Source organism: Pseudomonas sp. TE21394, assembly GCF_054057835.1.
Window position 1 is genome coordinate 3830068 of record NZ_JBSRZR010000001.1, and the last position, 22693, is coordinate 3852760.

General features: G+C 63.1%; 18 protein-coding genes, 1 tRNA gene and 2 pseudogenes. 16 read left to right on the plus strand and 5 right to left on the minus strand.

Going from position 1 to position 22693, the window contains the following annotated elements:
* Nucleotides 1–3: 3 nt before the first annotated feature.
* Together ACVWZT_RS17515 and gcvA are read right to left on the minus strand one after the other, a co-directional pair.
* Nucleotides 4–1254: a 2-aminoadipate transaminase gene (locus ACVWZT_RS17515; protein WP_457470451.1), complete on the minus strand. Its 1251-nt coding sequence runs from the start codon at nt 1252–1254 to the stop codon at nt 4–6.
* Nucleotides 1255–1390: 136 nt separating this feature from the next.
* Nucleotides 1391–2287 (minus strand): transcriptional regulator GcvA, encoded by an 897-nt coding sequence (gcvA, locus tag ACVWZT_RS17520; protein ID WP_225778480.1) that lies wholly within the window; start codon nt 2285–2287, stop codon nt 1391–1393.
* A gap of 255 nt (nt 2288–2542) precedes the next feature.
* Here gcvA and ACVWZT_RS17525 point away from each other — a divergent pair, with 255 nt between their 5' ends.
* The 5 genes from ACVWZT_RS17525 to ACVWZT_RS17545 all read left to right on the plus strand — a co-directional run bounded on the left by ACVWZT_RS17525 (nt 2543) and on the right by ACVWZT_RS17545 (nt 6726).
* Complete coding sequence (locus ACVWZT_RS17525; protein WP_296235230.1) at nt 2543–3925, plus strand: amino acid permease; 1383 nt, start codon at nt 2543–2545, stop codon at nt 3923–3925.
* Nucleotides 3926–3980: 55 nt separating this feature from the next.
* Nucleotides 3981–4478 (plus strand): PaaI family thioesterase, encoded by a 498-nt coding sequence (locus tag ACVWZT_RS17530; RefSeq protein WP_457470452.1) that lies wholly within the window; start codon nt 3981–3983, stop codon nt 4476–4478.
* Between the two features lie 281 nt (nt 4479–4759).
* Nucleotides 4760–5140, plus strand: a complete 381-nt coding sequence (locus tag ACVWZT_RS17535; protein ID WP_457470454.1) for a DUF4398 domain-containing protein — start codon at nt 4760–4762, stop codon at nt 5138–5140.
* An 11-nt stretch (nt 5141–5151) separates the two neighbouring features.
* Entirely contained in the window at nt 5152–5925 is a 774-nt protein-coding gene (locus tag ACVWZT_RS17540; protein ID WP_296235227.1) for an OmpA family protein, read from the plus strand.
* Between the two features lie 108 nt (nt 5926–6033).
* Nucleotides 6034–6726: a glutathione S-transferase N-terminal domain-containing protein gene (locus tag ACVWZT_RS17545; protein ID WP_296235226.1), complete on the plus strand. Its 693-nt coding sequence runs from the start codon at nt 6034–6036 to the stop codon at nt 6724–6726.
* Between the two features lie 104 nt (nt 6727–6830).
* Here the strand turns inward: ACVWZT_RS17545 and ACVWZT_RS17550 are convergent, their stop codons facing one another.
* Together ACVWZT_RS17550 and ACVWZT_RS17555 are read right to left on the minus strand one after the other, a co-directional pair.
* On the minus strand, nt 6831–7223 hold the full coding sequence (locus ACVWZT_RS17550) for a hypothetical protein (protein WP_457470456.1): 393 nt from the start codon (nt 7221–7223) through the stop codon (nt 6831–6833).
* Between the two features lie 131 nt (nt 7224–7354).
* Nucleotides 7355–8661: pseudogene (locus ACVWZT_RS17555) on the minus strand (inorganic phosphate transporter).
* Nucleotides 8662–8788: 127 nt separating this feature from the next.
* On the opposite strand from ACVWZT_RS17555, the gene ACVWZT_RS17560 reads away from it, so the two are divergent.
* From ACVWZT_RS17560 to ACVWZT_RS17595, 8 genes and pseudogenes are all read left to right on the plus strand, one after another.
* A complete protein-coding gene (locus ACVWZT_RS17560; RefSeq protein WP_296235223.1) occupies nt 8789–9178 on the plus strand; it encodes a DUF488 domain-containing protein in 390 nt (129 codons plus the stop codon).
* Nucleotides 9179–9201: 23 nt separating this feature from the next.
* Entirely contained in the window at nt 9202–9633 is a 432-nt protein-coding gene (locus ACVWZT_RS17565) for a GNAT family N-acetyltransferase (protein WP_457470458.1), read from the plus strand.
* Nucleotides 9634–9702: 69 nt separating this feature from the next.
* A complete protein-coding gene (locus ACVWZT_RS17570; protein WP_457470460.1) occupies nt 9703–10092 on the plus strand; it encodes a helix-turn-helix domain-containing protein in 390 nt (129 codons plus the stop codon).
* A gap of 63 nt (nt 10093–10155) precedes the next feature.
* Entirely contained in the window at nt 10156–10794 is a 639-nt protein-coding gene (gene gacA, locus ACVWZT_RS17575) for a response regulator transcription factor GacA (RefSeq protein WP_457470461.1), read from the plus strand.
* A gap of 6 nt (nt 10795–10800) precedes the next feature.
* Entirely contained in the window at nt 10801–12624 is a 1824-nt protein-coding gene (gene uvrC, locus ACVWZT_RS17580; RefSeq protein ID WP_457470462.1) for an excinuclease ABC subunit UvrC, read from the plus strand.
* A gap of 33 nt (nt 12625–12657) precedes the next feature.
* Nucleotides 12658–13218, plus strand: a complete 561-nt coding sequence (gene pgsA / locus ACVWZT_RS17585; protein WP_296235219.1) for a CDP-diacylglycerol--glycerol-3-phosphate 3-phosphatidyltransferase — start codon at nt 12658–12660, stop codon at nt 13216–13218.
* A gap of 64 nt (nt 13219–13282) precedes the next feature.
* Nucleotides 13283–13358 (plus strand) — tRNA-Gly (locus ACVWZT_RS17590).
* Between the two features lie 226 nt (nt 13359–13584).
* Nucleotides 13585–13926 (plus strand): annotated as a pseudogene (locus tag ACVWZT_RS17595) (Arm DNA-binding domain-containing protein); the annotation flags it as partial.
* 78 nt (nt 13927–14004) lie between these two features.
* Here the strand turns inward: ACVWZT_RS17595 and ACVWZT_RS17600 are convergent.
* On the minus strand, nt 14005–14388 hold the full coding sequence (locus tag ACVWZT_RS17600) for a hypothetical protein (RefSeq protein ID WP_457470463.1): 384 nt from the start codon (nt 14386–14388) through the stop codon (nt 14005–14007).
* 1004 nt (nt 14389–15392) lie between these two features.
* On the opposite strand from ACVWZT_RS17600, the gene ACVWZT_RS17605 reads away from it, so the two are divergent.
* The 3 genes from ACVWZT_RS17605 (at nt 15393) to ACVWZT_RS17615 (ending at nt 22678) form a co-directional block, all read left to right on the plus strand.
* Nucleotides 15393–18686, plus strand: a complete 3294-nt coding sequence (locus ACVWZT_RS17605; protein ID WP_457470464.1) for a non-ribosomal peptide synthetase — start codon at nt 15393–15395, stop codon at nt 18684–18686.
* Nucleotides 18687–18724: 38 nt separating this feature from the next.
* Nucleotides 18725–20389 (plus strand): cyclic peptide export ABC transporter, encoded by a 1665-nt coding sequence (locus ACVWZT_RS17610; protein WP_296235215.1) that lies wholly within the window; start codon nt 18725–18727, stop codon nt 20387–20389.
* A gap of 69 nt (nt 20390–20458) precedes the next feature.
* Nucleotides 20459–22678, plus strand: a complete 2220-nt coding sequence (locus tag ACVWZT_RS17615; RefSeq protein WP_457470465.1) for a TonB-dependent siderophore receptor — start codon at nt 20459–20461, stop codon at nt 22676–22678.
* Nucleotides 22679–22693: the final 15 nt, after the last annotated feature.

The window sequence follows — 22693 nt, forward strand, 5'->3', positions numbered from 1 at the left end:
CCTTCAGCCCAGCTCTGCCAGGCACTGCTCGAGGATGTCCAGGCCTTCCTCAAGCACCTCGGCTTCGATGGTCAGCGGCGCCAGCAGGCGGATGATATGCCGGGCCTTGCCGCTGGGCATCAGCAGCAGGCCCCTGGCCCGTGCCGCTTCCATCACCTTGGCCAGTTGCGCTGGCGCCGGGCTGCCGTCGGCATTGGCCAGCTCGATGCCGCGCATGGCGCCGACACCGGTCAGGCGCCCGATGAACGAGCTCAGGCCCGTGGTTTTCCAGCGCTCGAAACGACGCACGATCGCCTGCTCCTGGCGCTCACCCCAGGTGGCGATGTTTTCGTCGCTCATCTGCGCCAGGCTGGCCAGGGCCGCTGCGCAGGCGATCGGGTTGCCCGAATAGGTGCCACCCAGGCCGCCCTTGGGCAGTGCTGCCAGCAGTTCCTTGCGCCCGACCACTGCTCCCAGCGGCATGCCACCGGCAATGCTCTTGGCCAGCAACAGCAGGTCCGGCTCGATGCCCAGGCGGGGGAAGGCGAAGCGCTGGCCGGTACGGCCGAAGCCCGACTGGATCTCGTCGATGATGATCAGAATGCCGCGTTCGTCGCAGAAACGGCGCAAGGCCTGGGCAAAGGCCGGGTCAAGGGCGAGGAAGCCGCCTTCGCCCTGCACCGGCTCGAGGATGAACGCAGCCACGTCCTCCACCGCCAGTTCGACGCTGAACAGGCGGTCCATGGCCTTGAGTGCCTGCTCGCAGGTCACCCCGGTGTCGGTGCTGGGGTAGGGCAGGTGATAGACCGGCCCGGGCAGTTCGCCGACCCGTTGCTTGTACGGGGCAACCTTGCCGTTGAGGTTCAGGGTCGCCAGGGTGCGGCCGTGGAAGGCGCCATCGAAGGCGATGATGGCGCGCTTGCCGGTGGCCCCGCGGGCCACTTTCAGGGCGTTTTCCGCCGCTTCCGCGCCGCTGTTGGTGAGCATGCCTGCCAGTGGGTAGCTGACCGGCACGAACTGGCTCAGTTGCTCCATCAACGCCAGGTACGGGCCGTGCGGGGCGGCGTTGAAGGCAGAGTGGGTCAGGCGGCTGGCCTGGGCCTGGATCGCCTCGACCACGGCCGGGTTGCAGTGGCCCAGGTTGAGTACACCGATACCGCCGACGAAGTCGATGTAGCGTTTGCCGTCGGTGTCCCAGACTTCGGCATTACGGCCATGGGAAAGTGTGATCGGATGAACGATGGCAATGGACTGGCTGATACTTTCCTGGTTCATGGGCAACGCGGACCTTTGTTCGGTTTCTTATTATCCAAGCGCGTTGGCCAGTTATTCCGCAAACGAATTATTCGATTGCGGTCATTCCTTGGATTCGTGACCTTGTCGCCGAGTTCGTACTGCCTGTACCGGCCACTCAGTCCCCCTCAGCCACCCGCTCGCGAATCCACTGCACGAAGGCCCTCACCTTGGGCACTTCGGCCGCATGCTCGGCGTGCGCGATGAAGTGCCGGCCATTGCTCGCCACCGGGTGGTCCCAGGCCACTACCAGCTTGCCCTCGCTCAGCTCTTCGGCCACCAGGTAGCGCGGGATCAACGCGATGCCGCAGCCGGCAATGGCCGCGCGGATGCACAGGTAGAACGTGTCGAAGCGCGGCCCGTGGTAGCTGTTCTGGCTGTGCAAGCCCAGCCCCAGAAACCATTCGTGCCAGGCTTCCGGGCGCGACACGCATTGCAGCAGGCGGTGCTCGGCCAGTGCCTGGGCGCTGTCGAAACGGTGGCTGGCCAGCAGCTGCGGGCTGCACACTGGTACCACCTCTTCGCTGAACAGCTCGATGCAGGTTGCCCCGGGCCAGGTGCCCTGGCCGAAGAAGAAAGCGATGTCGGCCTTGGCCTGGACCAGGTCGAATGGCTCGAGCTCGTTGCGGATGTCCAGGTGAATGCGCGGGTAGCGGTCACCGAAACCTTTCAGCCGCGGCACCAGCCAGCGCGCACCGAAGGTGGGCTGGGTGGCGATGCGCAGCACTTCGGTCTCGTCGCCGTAGCTGAGGATGTAACGGCTGGAAATGTCGATCTGGGTGAGGATCTTGTTCACTTCGGTGAGGTACAGCGCACCGGCCGGGGTCAGGTGCAGGCGGCGGCGAATGCGCTGGAACAGCGAGTGCGCCAGCATGTCCTCGAGCTGTGCCACCTGCTTGCTGACCGCACTCTGGGTCAGGTGCAGTTCCTGCGCCGCGCGGGTGAAACTGAGGTGACGCGCGGCCGCTTCGAAGCACTGAAGGGCGGTGGTCGAAGGCATCAGGCGTTTGGACATGAGGGGCAAATACCGAGCAAAAAAGGAAGAAGTTCATTCTGTAGCGGAATGATGTGTTTCGAAAAGGTCGTTTGTTGACCCCGGCCTATAGATTAATACTGACCTGGATCAATGATGACAACCGGTTGTGCGAAGAGGAGGCCAGTAGGTTTTTCCAACATCTGCAAAACAACAATAACCAACATCAGAACTTGACCAGAATTCTGCTCCAGTCTTCCGCCGCTTCGCCGCGGCCGAGCCATCCGAGGGTTATTCATGGCTTCGCTACACAACAACAAACAGCGCACCCTGCAGCACGGCCTGACCTCTCGTCAGGTATCCATGATTTCTATCGCCGGCATCATCGGCGCCGGCCTGTTCATCGGCTCTTCCAACGCCATCGCCACCGCTGGCCCGGCCATCCTCATTTCCTACGCCATGACCGGCCTGCTGGTGCTGCTGGTCATGCGCATGCTGGGCGAAATGGCCATCGCCAACCCCAATAGCGGCTCGTTCTCCACCTATGCTTCCGAAGCCATCGGCCCCTGGGCAGGCTTTACCATCGGCTGGCTGTACTGGTGGTTCTGGGTGCTGATCATCCCGGTCGAGGCGATCGCCGGTGCCGATATCCTGCATGCCTACTTCCCCGCTGTGCCGTCCTGGCTGTTTGCTTTCCTGATCATGCTGGTGCTGTCGGGTACCAACCTGATCAGCGTGAAGAACTTCGGCGCCTTCGAATACTGGTTTGCCCTGGTCAAGGTGGTGGCGATCATCGCCTTCATCGCGGTCTGCAGCCTGGCAGTGTTCGGCGTCTGGCCGCTGGCCGAGGTGTCCGGAGTCAGCCGGCTGTGGGACCACGGCGGCTTTATGCCCAACGGTTTCGGCACCGTGCTGGGTGGCGTGCTGATCACCATCTTCTCGTTCTTCGGCGCCGAGATCGTGACCATCGCTGCGGACGAAACCGCCAACCCGAAAGACAAGATCCGCCGCGCCACCAACCTGGTGGTGTACCGCATCGCCATCTTCTACCTGGCGTCGATCTTCCTGGTGGTGTCGCTGGTGGCCTGGAACGACCCCGGGCTGAAAGCAGTGGGTTCGTTCCAGCGCGTGCTGGAAGTGCTGAATGTGCCGGGTGCCAAGCTGCTGGTCGACCTGGTGGTGCTGGTGGCCGTGACCAGTTGCATGAACTCGGGCCTGTATACCGCGTCGCGCATGCTCTATTCGCTGGGTGCCCGTGACCAGGCGCTGAGCGTGACCAAGCGTATCTCCGGCGCTGGGGTACCGACCGTGGCGGTGCTTTTCTCTACCCTGGCCGGTTTTGCCGGTTGCTTCGTCAACTATGTGTTCCCTGGCAAAGTGTTCGGCTTCCTGCTGTCCACAACCGGTGCCATCGCCTTGCTGGTATACCTGGTGATAGCCGTGTCGCAGCTGCGCATGCGTGCCCGTGCCGAGCGCGAGGGGCGCCGGCTGGAACTGAAGATGTGGCTGTTCCCGTGGCTGACCTGGCTGGTGATTGGCACCATCGTCATGGTCCTGGGCTACATGCTGTTCAGTGATGCCTACCGCTACGAGACCCTGATGACCGCAGGTGTGACCCTGTTCATCCTGCTGGTGGCGCTGACCCAGAAGCGCGGCAAGGCAGTCACCCAGCCAGCTTGATGTTTCTGCTTAAATGGGGGCCTATCGCCCCCATTCCAACAAGCACAGGATGCGTATGAACGACCAGCCCCTTTCCCTCCAGGCCCTGGCTGCACCCGACGGCACCTGCTACGGCTGCGGTTGCTCCCATCCCGGCGGCCTGCACCTGCAAAGCCACTGGGACGCTGACGGCGTCCATCTGGTATGCCGGCATGTACCAGACAGCACCTTCATCGGCTGGCCCGGCCTGGTCTACGGTGGTTTGCTGGCAATGCTGGTGGACTGCCACTCCAACTGGACGGCGATGGCCTACCACTACCGCGCCGAAGGCCGTGAAGCGGGGAGCCTGCCGCGTATCGATTGCGTCACTGGCACACTCAGCCTGAACTACCTGAAACCTACACCGATGGGCGTCGAGCTGCTGCTCAAGGCCCGCGTGGAAGGTGAGGTGGGGCGCAAGACGCGGGTGCTCTGCGAGGTCTGGGCCGGTGATGTACTGACGGTCAGCGCCGACTCGGTGTTCGTGCGCGTGGACACGGAAAAGCTCAAGCTCAAGGCGCATGGCCAGGGTTGAACCCGACGCCATGCCGCCTGCCTGTTGAAAAAACGCACCTCTTTCACGGATAGGTCCGATTTGGGCCTCCCGCTTTTCGCACTAATCTGGCCGCGTCTTCACCACAAGAAGCCCAGGATGACCCGCACGTATTTCACGCTGCCCCCTTGCCCGGCCCGCTGACGCGGAAGGGCTTCTCACCGCCATCCTGGTTCCTGCCCAACCTTCTGCATCGACCACTCCGGCAACGGCGGCAACGTCATGCCCGAAACCTTTGCAGGCGCATTCAAGGAGACCCTTTCATGCGTGCCAGATCCACAGTCAAAAGCGTGCTCGTCGGCTCGCTGATATTGCTCGGCGGCTGCGCCAGCGCCCTCGTGCCCAACGAGCAGATCGAACTGACGCGAAGCGCGGTCAATCGCGCGGTGTCTGCCGATGCCACGCAATATGCCCCGGTCGAGATGCGCGCGGCCCAGGACAAGCTCAGCGCCATGGATCGCGCCCTCGGCCAGGACGACCTCGAACTGGTCCGCCGGCTGGCCGAGCAGGCCGAGGCCGATGCCCGTCTGGCCGAGCGCAAGGCCATGGCCGCTAAACGCCAGGAACAACTGGATATCGCCCGCAAAGGCATCGAGGTGCTCCGCCAGGAAATGCTCGAAGCGCCGCAAAACGCCATCCAATGAAGGACACGAACATGTCGAAACGCCCCCTGTTCACAATGGTTTCGCTACTTGGTCTGCTGCTGGCCGGCTGCGCTGCCACGCCGGAAAACGCCCGCCTGCTGGAGGCCCGTGAGGCCTACTCGGTACTGCAGGGCAAGCCTGAGGCCAGCCGGATTGCCGCACTGGAAACCCAGGAAGCCTACATCGCCCTGGGCAAGGCCGAAGGGGCTTCATTGAACAATCGTAAATCGCCCGACGTCGAGCAACTGGCCTATCTGGCCCAGCGCAAGATCGAAAGCGCCGAGCAGACCATCCTGCTGCGCCAGGCGGAAGCCGGCTTGCAGGGTATCGAGGCGCAACGTACCCAGGCGCGGCTGGACGTGCGTACCGCCCAACTGAAGGCGCTGCAGGCGCTCAAGGCCAAGCAGACCGAGCGCGGTACCGTGGTGACCTTCGGCGATGTGTTGTTCGATACCGGCCGTGCGGAACTGCGCGGCAGCAGCCAACGAAACATCCGGCAACTGGCTGAGTACCTGCTGGCCAACCCGGAGCGCAAGGTGCTGGTGGAAGGGTTCACCGACTCCACCGGTAGCGATGCCTTCAATCAGCAGCTGTCAGAACGACGTGCCGTATCCGTGGCCAATGCCTTGCGTCGCCAGGGTGTGGCGGCCGCGCGTATTACCACTGCCGGCTATGGCAAGGAGTACCCGGTGGCGAGCAATGCCGATGCGCAATCGCGCCAGCTCAACCGTCGTGTCGAGGTGATCATCTCGCAGGGCGCCGAGGCGGTGGCGCCGCGCTACTGATTGCCGCTCGGGCGCGGCAGGGAGCCGCGCTTCGTTCATCTGCCAGGTGATGGTCAAACCGCGACGTTGCCCCTAAAGTAGTCGCTTTCATTTCTGCAGGGGCCAGGCATGACCGATCTGAGCGCATTCCCCATCACCCGTAAATGGCCGGCGCGGCACCCCGAGCGCTTGCAGCTGTATTCGCTGCCCACGCCCAATGGCGTCAAAGTGTCGATCATGCTGGAGGAAATCGGCCTGGCCTACGAGCCGCACAAGGTCAGTTTCGACAACGATGACCAGCTGAGCCCCGAATTCATCTCGCTCAGTGCCAACAACAAGATACCCGCCATCCTCGACCCCGATGGGCCGGGCGGCCAGCCGCTGGCGCTGTTCGAATCAGGCGCGATCCTGCAGTACCTGGCGGAAAAGAGTGGGCAGTTGTTGAGCCACGACCCGGCCCAGCGCTATCAGACGCTTCAGTGGCTGATGTTCCAGATGGGCGGCATCGGGCCAATGTTCGGCCAGCTGGGCTTTTTCCACTTCTTTGCTGGCAAGGAATACGAAGACAAGCGCCCGCGTGATCGCTATGTCAACGAATCCAGGCGCCTGCTCGGCGTGCTGGACCGGCATCTGCAGGGGCGGGACTGGATGGTCGCTGACTACAGCATCGCCGATATCGCAATCTTCCCTTGGGTGCGTAACCTGGTAGAGCGGTACAACGCCCGCGAGCTGGTCGGTTTCGAGCAGTTCAAGGAAGTGCAGCGGGTGCTGGCAATATTCCTGCAGCGGCCAGCGGTGCAGCGGGGCCTGGCAATTCCTTAGGTGAGCAGGTGGTTCGCTGCAAGCGTGTGTGCTACCCGGTAAGGAATAACCGTCAACGGACAGGCCTGCCCAAGCGCCTGTTCGTGACGGCCCGCACCCTCCGCTCACGGTTTCACGGTGAAATTGCCTTCAGCCGTGAAGCCGTGGTCATAGCTGACTTTGAAACTGCCACTCACGACGTTGTCGTTGGCTTCAGCGATGTAGATTTCGCCACTGGTGGCTAAACCTTTGCTGTCGTTGTCCACCACCAGCTGTGCGTAATAATCGCCCTGATTCTGCCCGACCACATGGCGCCCGACCTCCAGCCCAGTGGAGCAACCAATCAACAGGACGTAACGGTCATCCATTCCGAAAACGATAACTCGGGAGAAATGGACTTGCTTTAACACGAGGTCTTTCGGAACGCCGTCATGCGTCAGTTTTACCTTGAACTCGCCTTGGGCTGTAGCTAGTGTCTTGTCATTTTTGAAATCGAACGCTTGGTGTTGGTATGCCATGATGCGTCGCCTTCTGCGGTGATTGATGGAAGCATCATCATCAGCAGACCTTAGCTTTTCCTCTACTGGCAGATATGTCAGTTGCTAGGGCCTGACGGGTTCGTCCACACTGCGTGATTTGCGAGCGGGTTTCAGAAAATGGCGGGCATCAGCCAGTAAAGGCTGCCAGCCAACAGCATCGCCGCCGGCAATGTCAGCACCCAGGCCAGTAACAAATGGACCAGCGTGCGCTTCTGCAGGCCCGACCCGTTGGCCATCATGGTCCCGGCGACGCCGGAGCTCAGCACAGGAGTGGTCGACACCGGTAACCCGAACAGGTCCGCTGCGCCAATAGTACACATCGCCACCAGTTCGGCCGAAGCGCCCTGGGCGTAGCTGAGATGGGTCTTGCCGATCTTTTCGCCCACCGTCACTACAATGCGCCGCCAGCCAACCATGGTCCCCAACCCGAACGCGATGGCCACGGCCACCTTCACCCACAGCGGGATGTAGCGGGTAGCATCATCCAGTTGGGTCTTGAACAACTGCACATGGCTGCGGGTGTCGGCATCGAAGCTCACCAGCTGGCTTTTCTCGATCAGGCGGATGGCTTCGCTGGCCAGGTACATGTCATTGCGCACGTTGGCCTTGGCCTTGGCCTCGGCCGGTACTCGCGTGAGCGAACCATAGCCCTTGACCTGCTGGCCGATCATGCCGGTCAGTGCCGCCAGCGCCGGCACCAGTTGCGAGTTGCGGGCTGGCCTTGGGCTGGGCAATGAAGGTGGTCAGCACCTACCGCGGGTCGGCCGGGGCGGCTTGCGGGGCACTGCGTACCAGCGCCTGGCGGGTTACCTCGGCAATGGCAGAAAACTGCAAGGCCTGCTCGGTGGGCATGGTCTTGTTCAGCGCGTAAGCCATCGGCAGGGTGCCGACCAGAATCAGCATGATCAAGCCCATGCCTTTCTGGCCGTCGTTGGAGCCGTGGGCAAAGGACCGCCAGCAGCAGGGCGAAGACCATGGCGAAGCCGGCTGAAGAGCCGACCTGCAAGATCAGCTCCACGGGAAGCAGGGCGATGATGCCGAACGCCACCGCACCGCTGGAAAGCAGCACGCCAAGGAAATTGCACAGGCCGGACCAGACCACCGCCACAGGTGCTGGCAGGGCGTGGGTGTAGATCACCGTGGCGACTGCGTTGGCGGTGTCATGGAAGCCATTGACGAACTCGAAGCCCAGGGCAATCAGCAACGCCAGGCCCAGCAGCAGGAATGGTGTGACGGTGGTGATTACCGTGCCGCTGGCACTGACGTCCTGTTTCAGGCTCCAGGCGCTGTAGGCGAGGCCGGCCAGCAGCAGGCCGAAGAACAACGCCAGGGTGGCGCGGCCAGGTTTTTGCGCCAGCTGCGGACGGGCGTGCTGTTCGGCCAGCTGCGGCTGGCTGGCCAGTAACGGGGTAGCCATGAGGGCTCCGGTTGGCGTTGGCGAAGGTGCCGAAGGCCTTGAGCATAGAAACAATTCGACGCCTGGCCGTGACCTCGATCAATGAATTACCTAGGCTTATGACGGACGGTAACGGCAGGAAAAACCGATGATTCGCTGCAAGCGTGTCTACGATGCGATTGAGCCAGGCGATGGCCAGCGGGTGCTGGTCGATCGCCTGTGGCCGCGTAACAAGCGCAAGGAAGACCTGCACGGGCAGTGGTTGCGCGAAGTTGCGCCCTCGGATGAGTTGCGCAAGGCATTTCATCAGGGAAGCGTGGACTTCACCGGTTTTGCCCAGCGCTACCGGCAAGAGCTGGCAGATCATCCCGCACATTGGTATGCGCTATTGGACGTGGCAGGGAAGGGCACGTTGACCTTGCTCTACGCCGGCAAGGACACCGAGTGCAACAATGCCCGGGTGCTGGCCGAATGGCTTGAAGACGAGCTGGATAGGCGAGGGCCCGGCAGTTCGCCGGTATGCTACGCCCAGGATTGACGAACCCGAGAGTCCGACAGTTGATGCCGCTGAGCCTTACCCCCGCCAACGCCAGCCACTGCGCCTTCGCCCGCGATCTGACCCGGCGTGCCATGCTGCCGTACTACCACGAATATGGTCTGTTGTGGCTCGAGGAAGCGTTCGACGAAGCCTGGGGCTGGCGTGAGCAGTGGTTGGTCACCGAAGGTTATTCCCTGCTGGGTTTTTGCAGCCTCAGCCAGGACCGTCATGCCTTGTTCATCCGCGAACTGCACCTGCTTCCGGAGCAGCGTGGGCGGGGCGTCGGCAGCTGGGTGCTGGAGCAACTGGCGCAATGGGCCAGGCAGCGCCGCCTGCCCCTGCTGCGGTTGATGGTGTTTCGCAGCAACCCGGCGCGCCAGTTGTACCAGCGGCACGGCTTTATCGAAATGGGCGAGGACGAATGTTTCGTGCGCATGCAGCGCACGATTGATTGATAGCTTAATGGTGGCTTGTAGTGGCCAAAGAGCATCGGCATAGTGAACCCTGGCAACAGGAGAACCGCTATGGATGGAATCGGGCCGCGGTTGCGGAAAGAGCGTGAGCGCCTGGGCATGACCCAGCGGGCGTTTGGCGATATTGGTGGGGTCGAACCCAACGCCCAAGGCAAGTACGAGAGCGGCGAACGCACGCCGCGGCTCGATTACCTGGCGGCATTGGCGGCGCAGGGTGTGGATGCCCTCTATGTGCTCAGCGGCACGCGCACCCCGGCAGCACTGGAGGCGCTGAGCATGGATGAGACCGGTTTGCTGGCAGCTTTCCGGCAGCTGTCGAGCGACGACCAGGCAGCACTTTGGCACTTGATGGCGCGCTTGACCCACAACGCCAGGCCACGGCAGGCAGCGAGACCGTTCAACACCGAATCTCAGTCATTTCTGACAGAAGGAATGCGTTAGGCCCGCCATGAAAAATTTTGTTAAGGTGGCGGGATCCAATCGCCCTGCTGACGAGGTGTGTGCTTGATTAGGGTCCTAGTGGTTGACGATCACGATCTGGTACGAACCGGAATTACCCGCATGCTGGCCGACATCGACGGCCTGCAGGTAGTGGGTGAAGGGGACTCCGGCGAGTCGGCACTCAAGCTGGCCCGTGAGCTGAAGCCGGACGTGGTGCTGATGGACGTGAAAATGCCTGGCATCGGCGGCCTCGAGGCCACCCGCAAACTGCTGCGCAGCTATCCGGACATCAAAGTGGTTGCCGTGACCGTGTGCGAGGAGGACCCGTTCCCCACGCGCCTGTTGCAGGCCGGCGCCGCCGGCTACCTGACCAAGGGCGCCGGCCTTGACGAAATGGTCCAGGCGATCCGCCTGGCCTTCGCCGGCCAGCGCTACATCAGCCCGCAGATCGCCCAGCAGCTGGCGCTTAAACCCTTCCAGCCACAGGGTTCGCCGTTCGATGCCCTGTCGGAACGGGAAATCCAGATCGCGCTGATGATCGTCGGCTGCCAGAAAGTGCAGATCATCTCCGACAAGTTGTGCCTCTCGCCCAAGACCGTCAATACTTACCGGTATCGGATCTTTGAAAAACTCTCGGTCACCAGCGACGTCGAACTGACCTTGCTGGCCGTTCGCCACGGTATGGTCGACGCAAGCCTGTAGAACCTCATGTCCCAAGTTTTCGATGCCAGTGCTTTCCTGGCGACCTGCAGCGGTCGCCCGGGCGTTTACCGGATGTTCGATGGCGAAGCTCGCCTGCTTTACGTAGGCAAGGCCAAGAACCTCAAGAAACGCCTGGCCAGCTACTTCCGCAAGACCGGCCTGGCACCCAAGACCGCTGCGCTGGTGGCGCGCATCGCCCAGGTCGAAACCACCATCACCGCCAACGAAACCGAGGCGCTGCTGCTGGAGCAGAACCTGATCAAGGAGTGGCGACCGCCGTACAACATCCTGTTGCGCGACGATAAATCCTACCCCTACGTGTTTCTTTCCGACGGCGAATTTCCGCGCTTGGGCATTCACCGTGGGGCGAAGAAGGCCAAGGGCCGCTACTTTGGCCCGTATCCCAGCGCCGGAGCCATACGTGAAAGCCTCAGCCTGCTGCAAAAGGCCTTTTCGGTGCGCCAGTGCGAAGACAGCTACTACGCCAACCGCACCCGGCCGTGTCTGCAGTACCAGATCAAGCGCTGCAAAGGGCCGTGCACCGGGCTGGTGGGCGCCGAGGAATATGCTGAAGACGTGCGCCACTCGGTGATGTTCCTCGAAGGCCGTAGCCAGCAGCTGGGCAACGAGCTGAATGCCGAGATGGAGAAGGCCGCCATGGCCCTCAACTTCGAGAAGGCCGCCGAGTTGCGTGACCAGATCGCCCTGTTGCGCCGGGTCCAGGACCAGCAATACATCGAAGGCGGCAGTGGCGACGTCGACGTCGTCGCCGCTTTCGTCAACCCCGGCGGCGCCTGCGTGCACCTGATCAGCGTGCGTGGCGGGCGGGTGCTGGGCAGCAAGAACTTCTTCCCGCAGGTTGGCATCGAGGAGGAGGTGGCCGAAGTGATGGCCGCGTTCCTTGCCCAGTACTACCTGGGCAATGCCGAGCGCGAACTGCCCGGCGAACTGATCGTCAACGTGCTGCATGAAGACTTCGAGGCCATCGGCGAAGCCCTGCAGACCCTGCGTGGCCGCGAGCTGGCCATCAGCCACCGGGTGCGCGGCACCCGCGCCCGCTGGCAGCAGCTGGCGGTGACCAATGCCGAGCAGGCCCTCAATGCGCGCCTGGCCAACCGCCAGCACATGGCCGCCCGCTTCGAAGCGCTGGCCGAGGTACTGGGCCTGGACGAAGTGCCGCAGCGCCTGGAGTGCTACGACATCAGCCACTCCAGCGGCGAGGCCACGGTGGCCAGCTGCGTGGTGTTCGGCCCGGAAGGCCCGTTGAAGTCCGACTACCGCCGTTTCAACATCGAAAGCGTCACCGCCGGCGACGACTACGCCGCCATGCACCAGGCCCTGACTCGCCGCTACGGGCGCATTCGCGATGGCGAGGGCAAGCTGCCCGACGTGCTGCTGGTGGATGGTGGCAAAGGCCAGCTGAACATGGCCCGCGACGTCATGCAGGAGCTGGGCTTTACCGACCTGACCCTGCTCGGTGTGGCCAAGGGCGTAACGCGCAAGGCCGGCTTCGAAACCCTGTACCTGAATGATGTGCATCACGAATTCAGCCTCAAGGGCGATTCACCGGCGTTGCACCTGATCCAGCAGATCCGCGACGAAGCGCACCGTTTCGCCATCACCGGCCACCGCGCGCGGCGTGGCAAGGCGCGGCGGGTGTCCAGCCTGGAAGATGTGGCCGGGGTAGGGCCCAAGCGCCGCCGCGACCTGCTGAAACATTTCGGCGGCCTGCAGGAACTCAACCGCGCCAGTGTCGATGAAATTGCCAAGGCCCCCGGCATCAGTAAAAAGCTTGCCGAGTCGATTTATGCCAGCCTGCATAGCGAGTAGAATGCCGGGCTCAACTTGCCGCCAGTCGTACCGATGAATATTCCAAACCTGCTCACCGTCCTGCGCGTTTTGCTCATCCCGATTTTCATCCTGCTGTTCTACTTGCCGTACCAGTGGAGCTACATGGCTGCCAGCAGCGTGTTCGCCGTCGCCGCCGCCACTGACTGGCTGGATGGCTACCTGGCGCGTCGTCTGCAGCAGAGCACACCGTTCGGGGCCTTCCTCGACCCGGTGGCCGACAAATTGATGGTCGCGGTGGCGCTGGTGCTGCTGGTGCAGACCCACGCCAACTTCTGGCTGACCCTGCCGGCGGCGGTGATCATCGGCCGCGAGATCGTGGTCTCGGCGCTACGCGAGTGGATGGCCGAATTGGGGGCACGCGCGCAGGTGGCGGTGTCCAACCTGGGCAAGTGGAAAACCGCCGCGCAAATGCTGGCGCTGGTGATCCTGCTGGCCAACCCGCCGGCGGTAACCTTCTGGGTTATCCTTGGCTACGCGCTGCTGCTGGTGGCGGCAGGGCTGACGCTGTGGTCGATGGTGCACTACCTGCTGGCCGCCTGGCCGCACCTGCGCGAGGGCTCGGAGCAGAAATAAAAAGTTTTTTGAATCAAGGGGTTGACGCCATTTTGGAAATCGCTAGAATGGCCCCCATCACGACGCGGGAATAGCTCAGTTGGTAGAGCACGACCTTGCCAAGGTCGGGGTCGCGAGTTCGAGTCTCGTTTCCCGCTCCATTTATAGATCTACAGAGTTCCATGGAAGTCTGTAAGTCATTGAAAATAGACGCTTCGGCGTCTTTTTTCGTTTCAGTCAAAGCCACTCCGATCCATGGGCATTCGGGCGTTTCCTGTCCAGAAATTAGTCCATGAAATGCGGACTTCCACCGTGGCGGTTTGTTGCTGGAGGGGAGCTTTGAGCGTTACGAGCATCTAGTGCTGAATTATGTTCAGGAGCTCGTACATGGCACTCTCAGATGCAACCGTTCGCCAGGCCAAGGCCACCGGCAGGGACTATACCCGGCGATAGCGCTGGCATGTCGCTTGGTGTGACGGCGACCGGCGGCAAGTCGTGGCACTTTCGCTACTGATGGGCCGGCAAGTAAAAGCGCATGTCGTTCGGGACCTATCCCGAGTTAGGGTTGCGCCAGGCACGCTCGCTTCGCGATGAGGCGCGGCGGCTGATCGCCGAAGGCTCAATCCCTTTTTGCATTGCCGGCATCAGCGCCACACACAGAACCTGGCGGAGCAGAATACCTTCCAGGCGATGTACACCCGGTGGTTCGAGCACCGCGGGCGATCGCTCATGAATCGCCCCTGGTTTCCAAGACACCTCCAAGCCTCAAATGAGCCCAAATAGGAGGTGCCATGAGTCGTCCGAACGCTACTTCGGAGGGCTTCTGAAAAAGAGTCCTTTCTTCATGTTATCGGCCTCTTGTGCACCTGAGAACATGGCACCTCCAAAGTTGAACAACGCGCCGACCACCCGGTCAGGGCCCGAAGAAGTCGTATCGCCTACCCATCCACCGGCCGACTCAAAGAATGCTGTAGTGTTACTGATTTCTCCGGCATTTACGTCCTGCGTTAATCGTACGTACTGTTCTAGCTTCGCTGCCGAAATATCGGCAGCTCCGTTGGAAGCCAGGTTTGAGTTCACCATATCGACTGCCTGGCTGAAAGGTTTGTTACTTTCGACACTACCTAGATGTTCGGCAAGCACAGTACGGTTTGGGATCGCCTCCACCGGCGGTTTTTGAGTGCCGGGCATGAGTGATTTTCTGGCGGTAGAAAATGCACTGGAGATCCAAGATGAATTGTTCGATGCTGGAGGCGCAGCAGGGGGAACTTGGCTGGAGGCACCGGGTAGGGGGTTCCAGTTCCCCCCGCAGGATAGCCAATCTTGCCGTTGACTCTTTGCGGCATGCGCATTCCCAGTTTTTTCATTAGGGATGCTCCTGGTCTTTGGTTAAGGCTGGGGCGAGCCTCAACACCCGGCGTGTACATCCAGCTACGCGAGCGCCCCACTATTCTACTCATGCTATTGGAATGTATCGAAAGGCGAAGGGAGCGTAAGGCGGTCAACGTCATCAGGCCGGCGATCACCGGCGCACTGAGGGTACCCGCCGAACCTATGATCATCAGTCCGCCCAAAACCGTCAGCGCACCGAACAACAGCCACTCCCCGACGCTGGCAGCCTGGGGCGGCGCCGTCTCCGTGCTGGGAGTCAGCGCGGCAAGAATGGTATCGAGCCTTGCCAGGCTGTCTGCCTGGGCCTGGCGGCTGAGCATGATGTGGCCACTGGGGTCCTCGAAGTTGACCGGATCGGATTCAATGGGGCACGCAGGGCCTGGAGCTCTGGCATGGGCCAGCCAAGGACTGCGGCGGCACTGGCGCAGATCCAGGGCGCTGAGTCCTCAGAACGCGTTGCGGTTTCGAGGGCGGGCATTTGCTTTTGTGCCGGAAAAAAGATTCTGTAGCCTCAGTGCGTTACCTTTGTGGCACAGACGCCAGTATCACCGTCGTCATCGCCCAGCCACACTCATTGGGCTTATTCACTCGCTTGCTAGGCCTGCCGCTGTCGCTGCGCCACAGCACTTCAACGCTGCACGTATCAACGCAATTTTCTTCGTTGCCTGGGAATGGCTCTGCGGCATTAGGCATGCCTAGGTATGCGGAAGAGAATTGTATTCCATCTCAATTGACATCAATTATCATTTACCAATAAGATCTCGCGCACCCAATTTCCAGTCGGTTCATACAAGGGAATTCGAATGCCGATGGACAATGTCGAAGAGTTGCTTGCCCTGTTGCAGAGCGATGCCCAGGCACAGCCAGACCCGCTCCGCAGGCGCGCCCATGAGGGGCCGCAACCGCTCTCTTTCGCCCAGCAGCGCCTGTGGTTCCTGCAGCGCCTGGCACCGCTTTCCACCGCCTACAACCTCACTCGCGCCTTTCTGTTCAACGGCGAGCTGAATGTGCAGGCCCTGCGCCAGGCATTCTCTTCGTTGGTCGAACGGCACGGCGTGCTGCGTACGCGCTTCATCGAAATTGACGGCGAGCCGCGCCAGGAGATGCTGGCCGAGGCCGCATTCGTTCTGCACCAGCGGTCGTTCCCCGACGTGGCCGCGGCCGCACGACACGATCATCTGCAGGGTTTGTTGAGCATCGAGGACGGCACGGCCTTCGACCTGTCCCAGGCCCCCTTGCTCAAGGTCGAACTGGTCCGCTACGACGCAACCTGCCACGGGCTGTTGCTGAAGATGCACCACATCGTCAGTGATGCCTGGTCCAACCCGATATTGGTGGGCGACCTGGCCAGCGCCTATGCCCAGGCACTGCGCGGCGATACCCCGCAGTTGCCAGCGCTGCCGGTGCAATACGTCGACTACGCACTGTGGCAGCGTGAGCGCCTGGACGGCGCGCAATACCAGGCCGACCTGGACTACTGGAAACAGTATCTGGGCACCCAGGTGCCAGTGCTGGAGCTGCCCACCGATTATCCCCGTCCGGCGCAGCAAGGGCTGCGCGGGCAACGCCTGCGTTGGCAACTGCCCGCCGCCCAGGCCGAGCAGGTCCAGGCCTTCTGCCGCGCCAACGGCAGCAGCGCCCTGGTGATCCTGCTGGCCGCCTGGCAGGTGCTGCTGGCGCGCTACAGTGGCCAGCCCAGCTTCGCCGTGGGTGTGCCCCACGGCGGGCGCAACCACGAAGCACTCGATGGCTTGCTGGGCTTTTTCGTCAATACCCTGGTCTACCGCGTCGACCTGGCCCCGCACTTGAGCGGCCGCGCGCTGTGCGAGCGGCTGCGCCATGAGTCGCTCAACGCCTTGCAACATGCCGAGCCGCCATTCGAACTGTTGCTCGAACACCTTGAGGTGCAGCGCGATGTCAGCCGCACCCCGGTGTTCCAGGCCATGTTCAACCTCAGCAGCGGGGCGGCGGTCGATTTCAGCCTGCCCGGCTTGCATATCGAGCGCGTCCTGCCCGCCCGGGACAGCGCCAAGTTCGACCTCACGCTGGATGTCGCGGTGCGCCCTGACGGGATCTTCTGCGAACTGGAATACAGCCTCGAGCTGTTCGCCCCAACCACCATCGAACGCCTCGCCAGCAGTTACGGCCTGCTGCTCGATGGCTTGATCGGCCAGCCCGACACGCCAGTGTGGCAACTGCCGCTGCTGGCGCCGGCGCAGCGTCAGCAGCAATTGGAGCGCTGGAACGCCAGCGAACTGGCCCTGCAGCCGGGGCAGGATATGCTTGCGCTGTTCGAGCGCCAGGTGCTGGCCGCGCCGCAGCGCTGTGCCCTGATCTGTGGCGGGCAAACCCTGAGCTACGCTGAGCTCGACGCCCGGGCCAATCGCCTGGCCCATTGGTTGCGGGCCAATGGCGTAGCTTGCGACGAGCGGGTAGGCATCTGCCTGGAGCGCGAAGCCGAGCTGCTGGTAGCACTGCTGGCCGTGCACAAGGCGGGTGGCGCCTACCTGGCGATCGACCCCGGGCAACCGGCTGCGCGCAACAGCGATATCCTCGGCCAGGCCCGCCCACGGTTGGTGCTGACCCGCGCGACCCTGCAACAGGTGCTCGGCAATGCCGGCCGGGTGGTACTGCTGGAAACCCTGGACGACGCCCTGAGCCAACTGCCGCAGAGCCCCCTGGGCCTGCCCGTGCACCCCCGCCAGCTGGCCTACACCTTGTACACCTCGGGCTCCACCGGGCGCCCCAAAGGCGTCGACATCGAGCGCGAGGCGTTCGTCAATTTCCTCCATGGCATCCAGGCTCATGTGCAACTGAGCGCCGCCGACCGGCTGCTGGCGGTGACCACCCTGGGCTTCGATATCGCCGGCCTGGAGCTGTTCCTGCCACTGGTCCACGGCGCCACCGTGGTGCTGGCAAGCCGCGCCGACAGCCAGGACCCGACGGCATTGCTGGGGTTGATGGCACGCCATGGCATCAGCGTGATGCAGGCTACGCCCGCCACCTGGCAGATGCTGGTCGAACACGACTCGCCGGCCTGGGCCGGCCTGCGCCTGCTGTGCGGTGGCGAGGCGCTCAAGGCCGAGCTGGCCGAGCGCCTGCTGGCGCGCAAGGTACAGCTGCTCAATGTCTACGGCCCGACCGAAACCACGGTGTGGTCGGCGGCGCAAGCGGTCGAGCAGGTGACCAGCGCGGTGTTGCCGATTGGCCGGCCGCTGGCCAACAACCGCTTGTATGTGCTCGATGACTGCCTCGAACCGGTGCCGGTGGGCGTGGCGGGCGACCTGTACATCGGTGGCGCTGGTGTGGCCCGGGGTTATGCCGATCGCCCCGAACTGACCGCCGCCGCCTTCGTGCCCAACCCGTTTGCCCAGGCCTCGGCGCCAGGGGCCCAGGCCGGCAGCCGGCTGTACCGCACCGGCGACCGTGCACGCTACCGCGCCGATGGCAGCCTGGAGTTCCTCGGGCGCAGCGACTTCCAGGTCAAGCTGCGCGGTTTCCGTATCGAACTGGGCGAGATCGAAAGCGCACTGGCAGCCTTGCCGGGTGTCACCCAGGCCGTCGTCGCGCTGCGTCAGGCGGCGGCCGGCCAGGACCTGCTGGTGGCCTACCTGTGCCTGGGTGCCGGCACCTTCGACACCTTCGACACGTTCGCGGCGCAGCAGCGCCTGCGCCTGCAACTGCCGGCCTACATGGTGCCGAGCGCGTTCGTGGTGTTGCAGCGCCTGCCGTTGAACGCCAATGGCAAGGTCGACCGCAAGGCGCTGCCCGCGCCGCAGTGGGACGCCGCCGCTGCCTGCGACGACGTGCCCCTGGCTGGCCCATGGCAGGAGGGGTTGGCGCAGATCTGGCGCGAGGTACTGGGTATCTGGCCGATCGCCCCGAGCGCCGAACTGTTCCGCCTGGGCGCGCAGTCCCTGCAACTGGTGCGGATCCAGGCGCGGATCCGCCAGCAGTTCGCCTGCGAAATCGCCCTGGCCCAGTTGTTCGCCAACCCGGTGCTGGCCGACATGGCAGCGTTGATCGAACAGGCCTGCGTCACGCCGGTCGTCGATGAGCTGGCCGAGATCGAAAAACTGTTGCTCGCCTTCGAGTAAGCCATTCGGGCCATCGCACAGGCCCCCGAGGATTCCGCATGTCCCTGTTTCTCTCCCTGCTCAAGCGTCACCGTGGCCTGCTCGGCCTGGGCCTGCTGGCCAGCCTGGTCAGCGCGGCCGCTGGCATCGGCCTGATCAACGAGATCAACCGGTTGATCGCTGGCAGCGTCAGCATGACCCCGGTGCTGGGGGCGATGTTCGTCGGCCTGCTGGTAGTGCTGTTCGGCTTCGGTTTCGGCGCCCAGGCGCTGCTGACGGCACTGGGCCACCGAGTGGTCTACGAACTGCGCCTGCAGATGGTCAAGCGCCTGCTCGACACCTCCATCGAACAACTGGAAAAGATCGGTGAAGCCAGCCTCTATGCGACCCTGAGCAAGGACATCGTCAGCATCGGCCAGGCTTTCAACCGCATGCCGTTCGTGTTCTACAACCTGCTGCTGATGCTCGGTGGCTGCCTGTACATGGCCTGGCTGTCCTGGCAGTTGCTGCTGATCTGCGTGGTCGGTCTGGGCCTGGGCACCTGGCTGGCGCACGGCTGGTTCGCCCGGATGCGCCAGTTGATGCTACGCGTGAGGGAAACCGACGATCGCCTGTATGCCGCCTACCAGGGTGCCATCGAAGGGCGTTTCGAACTGGCTCTCAATGCCCGGCGCAAGGAGCGCTTCTACGCCCTCGACCTGCAGCCGGCTGCCGAATATGCCCGGCGCAACGAGGTCCACGCCGACCGCTACTGGACCTTGAGCCTGAACTGGACCGTGGCGCTGATCCTCGCCCTGGCCGGCGGGCTGTTCGCCGCTGGCGCCTGGCTGGGGGTGGGCAATGGCGTGATCGCCGCCTTCGTGCTGGTGCTGATGTTCCTGCGCATGCCGCTCAACGACCTGATCGGCAGCCTGCCGACGCTGGTGGCGGGCAATGTGTCGCTGGCCAAGATCCAGACCCTGGCCTTCGCCGACGAGCGCAGTGGGTTCATGGCCGACAGCGGCCAGCCCGACCCCAGCCAACCGCTGCTCGAATTGCAGGCGCTGAGCTATGACTACCCGCCGCAGGGCGATGACTACGGCTTCCGCCTGGGGCCGGTGAACCTCAGCGTCGCCAAGGGTGAGATCCTGTTTATCGTCGGCGGCAACGGCAGCGGCAAGTCGACCCTGGCCAAGTTGCTCACCGGCCTCTACGAACCCAGTGCCGGCGCGCTCAAGCTGCACGGCGTCGCCATCACCCCGGCACTGCGTGACTGGTACCGGACGCATTTCTCTACGGTGTTTTCCAGCTTCTACCTGTTCGAACGCCTGGTCGGCCCGCAGGGTGACTTCGACCCGCAATTGGCCCAGGCCTGGCTGGAACGCCTGCGCATGCAGCGCAAGGTGAGTATTGATGCGCAGGGTGGGTTGTCCACCACCCGCTTGTCGCAAGGCCAGCGCAAGCGCCTGGCATTGCTGGTGGCATTGGTCGAGGAGCGGCCGATCCTGTTGCTCGACGAGTGGGCCGCCGACCAGGACCCGGGCTTTCGCGCGTTCTTCTACCGCGAGCTGCTGCCTGAACTCAAGGCCCAGGGCAAGACCATCATCGCCATCAGCCACGACGACCACTATTTCTCGGTTGCCGACCGGGTGCTCAAGTGCGACGGCGGCCAGCTCTACCCCTATGAGCATGGCGCGATCAGTACGGCACCAGGTAGTTGTTCCGTTCTGCCCGCGTCGGTGTAGCCGACGCAAAACACCTCGCATCACATAAAAACAAATGGCCTGAAAAGGCCACGCAAAGGAGCTCGCGGTATGTGTCAAATTGAAATGGGCCGGCAGCCGATCAAGACGGGTAGCTGGCTGCTGGCCCCTCTGGTGAGCAGCAGCGTGCTGCTTGCGCCGATGGCCTGGGCCGAGGAAAGCACCGGGGAGCAGGTGCCACCGTCTTCGATCACCTTGCCGGAGCAGACCATCGTCGGCATGCAGACCGAAGCACCGACGGTTTCGGTAGGCACCAAGGTACCGCTGCGCCTGAAGGAAGTGCCGCAGACCATCAATGTCATCGGCCAGGAGCGTATCCAGAAGCAGAACCTCTATACCCTCGAGGATGCCCTGGGCAAGGTCGGTGGCGTGACCGTGCAGCGTATCGACGCCAGCCGCCTGAGCTTCTTCGCCCGCGGCTTCGAGATCACCTCGCTGCAGCTGGACGGCACGCCGACCACCATGGACAACCGGATCTTCCTGTCCCCGGACCTGACCATGTATGACCGCGTCGAAGTGCTCAAGGGGCCGTCCGGCAGCCTGACCGGCGCGGGTGGCCCCGGCGGCAGCATCAACCTGGTGCGCAAGCGGCCGATGGCCGACCCCGCGGTATCCGCCGAAATCAGCGCCGGCTCCTGGGACGCCTACCGTGGCATGGTCGATGTCACCGGCCCGCTGACCGAAACCGGCAACATCCGCGGGCGCCTGGTGCTCAGCGAAAACAAGACGGCATTCCCCTACGACGGCAGCGGCAAGCGCGAAACCAGCCAGGCTTACGGCATCGTCGATATCGACCTCACCCCGGACACGGTCTGGACGATCGGCGCCAGCAACCAGAACACCGACATCCGTGGCGCCCAGCGTTCCCTGCCGGCGTTCCGCTACACCAACAGCGCCGGCGAAGCGGCCATGTCGCTGCCGGATGTATCGCGCAAGAACTTCTACGGCGCCAACTGGAACCGCGATTATTTCTGGAGCGCCTCGGTGTTCACCGAACTCGAGCACCAGCTCGGTGGCGGCTGGAAGACCAAGCTGTCGGTCCGCCATGCCGACAACAACTACGACCTGACCCAGGCCTACGCGCGTAACGGCGGTGGCATCGACCCGGCCGACAACCTGGTGTCGATGAACTCGATCATGTTCGACTACCGCGAGAAACAGGACGAAGTGGACCTGTACGCCGACGGCCCGTTCAGCCTGTTCGGCCGCGAGCACAAGCTGCTGGTGGGTACCAACTATTCGCGTTCGGAGTTTTCCTCCAACGGCGGCTACTATTCCCGTTTCCTCGGCGATGTCGATTTGTACGACCCGCAGGCGAACTTCCCTTACCCAGCGTTCCCCGACTCCGATCGGCTGCCCACGAACGTCGCCAACAGCCGCACCAAGGCGGTCTACGGCAACCTGCGCTTGAGCCTGGCCGAGCCGTTGACCCTGGTCCTGGGCGGGCGCGTCACCTGGCTCGACATGCACCGCAGCCAGCACCAGCCCGAGGCCGGTTCGCCGTCGGAAAAAAGCAGCCAGAGCGAGTCGCAGAAGTTCACCCCGTTCTATGGCCTGATCTACCAACTGAACGACACCTACTCGCTGTATGCCAACTACGCCGAGGTGTTCAACCCGCAGCCGGTCAGCAACCTGGACATCAACAACAACATCATCGAGCCGATCGAAGGCAAGCAGCACGAGCTGGGGATCAAGGGTGAATTCCTCGACGGCGCGGTAAACGCCTCGTTGGCGGCGTTCCAGATCGAGGAAGAGAACCGTGCCGTTCCCGACATGAACGACCCGTCGTCGCGGGCCGTGGTGGCCGGTGGCAAGGCGCGAACCCGTGGCTACGAGCTGGAAGTCAGCGGCCAGATGACCCCGGACTGGTTCCTCACTGCCAACTTCACCCACACCTACAAGCGCTACGACAGCCCCAACGAGCAGCTGCAGACCTACCTGCCGAAGAACATGCTGCGCGTCTGGACCCTCTACAAGCTGCCGGGCGAGTTCGAGAAGTGGAGCGTGCAAGGTGGGGTGAGCGTGGTCAGCGAGACCTACAACAAGCTCAACGTGCCGAGCATCGACATGAACGGCACCAAGCTGCAGCAAAGTGGCTACGCCCTGTACGATGCCGGTATTGGCTACCAGATCAACGAGAACCTGTCGGCCGACCTGCTCGGCACCAACCTGGCCAACAAGAAGTACTACCAGCGCATCAGCACCTTCCAGGATGGCAACATCTTCGGCGACCCGCGCGCGGTATCGTTCACCCTGCGTGCCAAGTTCTGAGGCGTGACAGCGGCG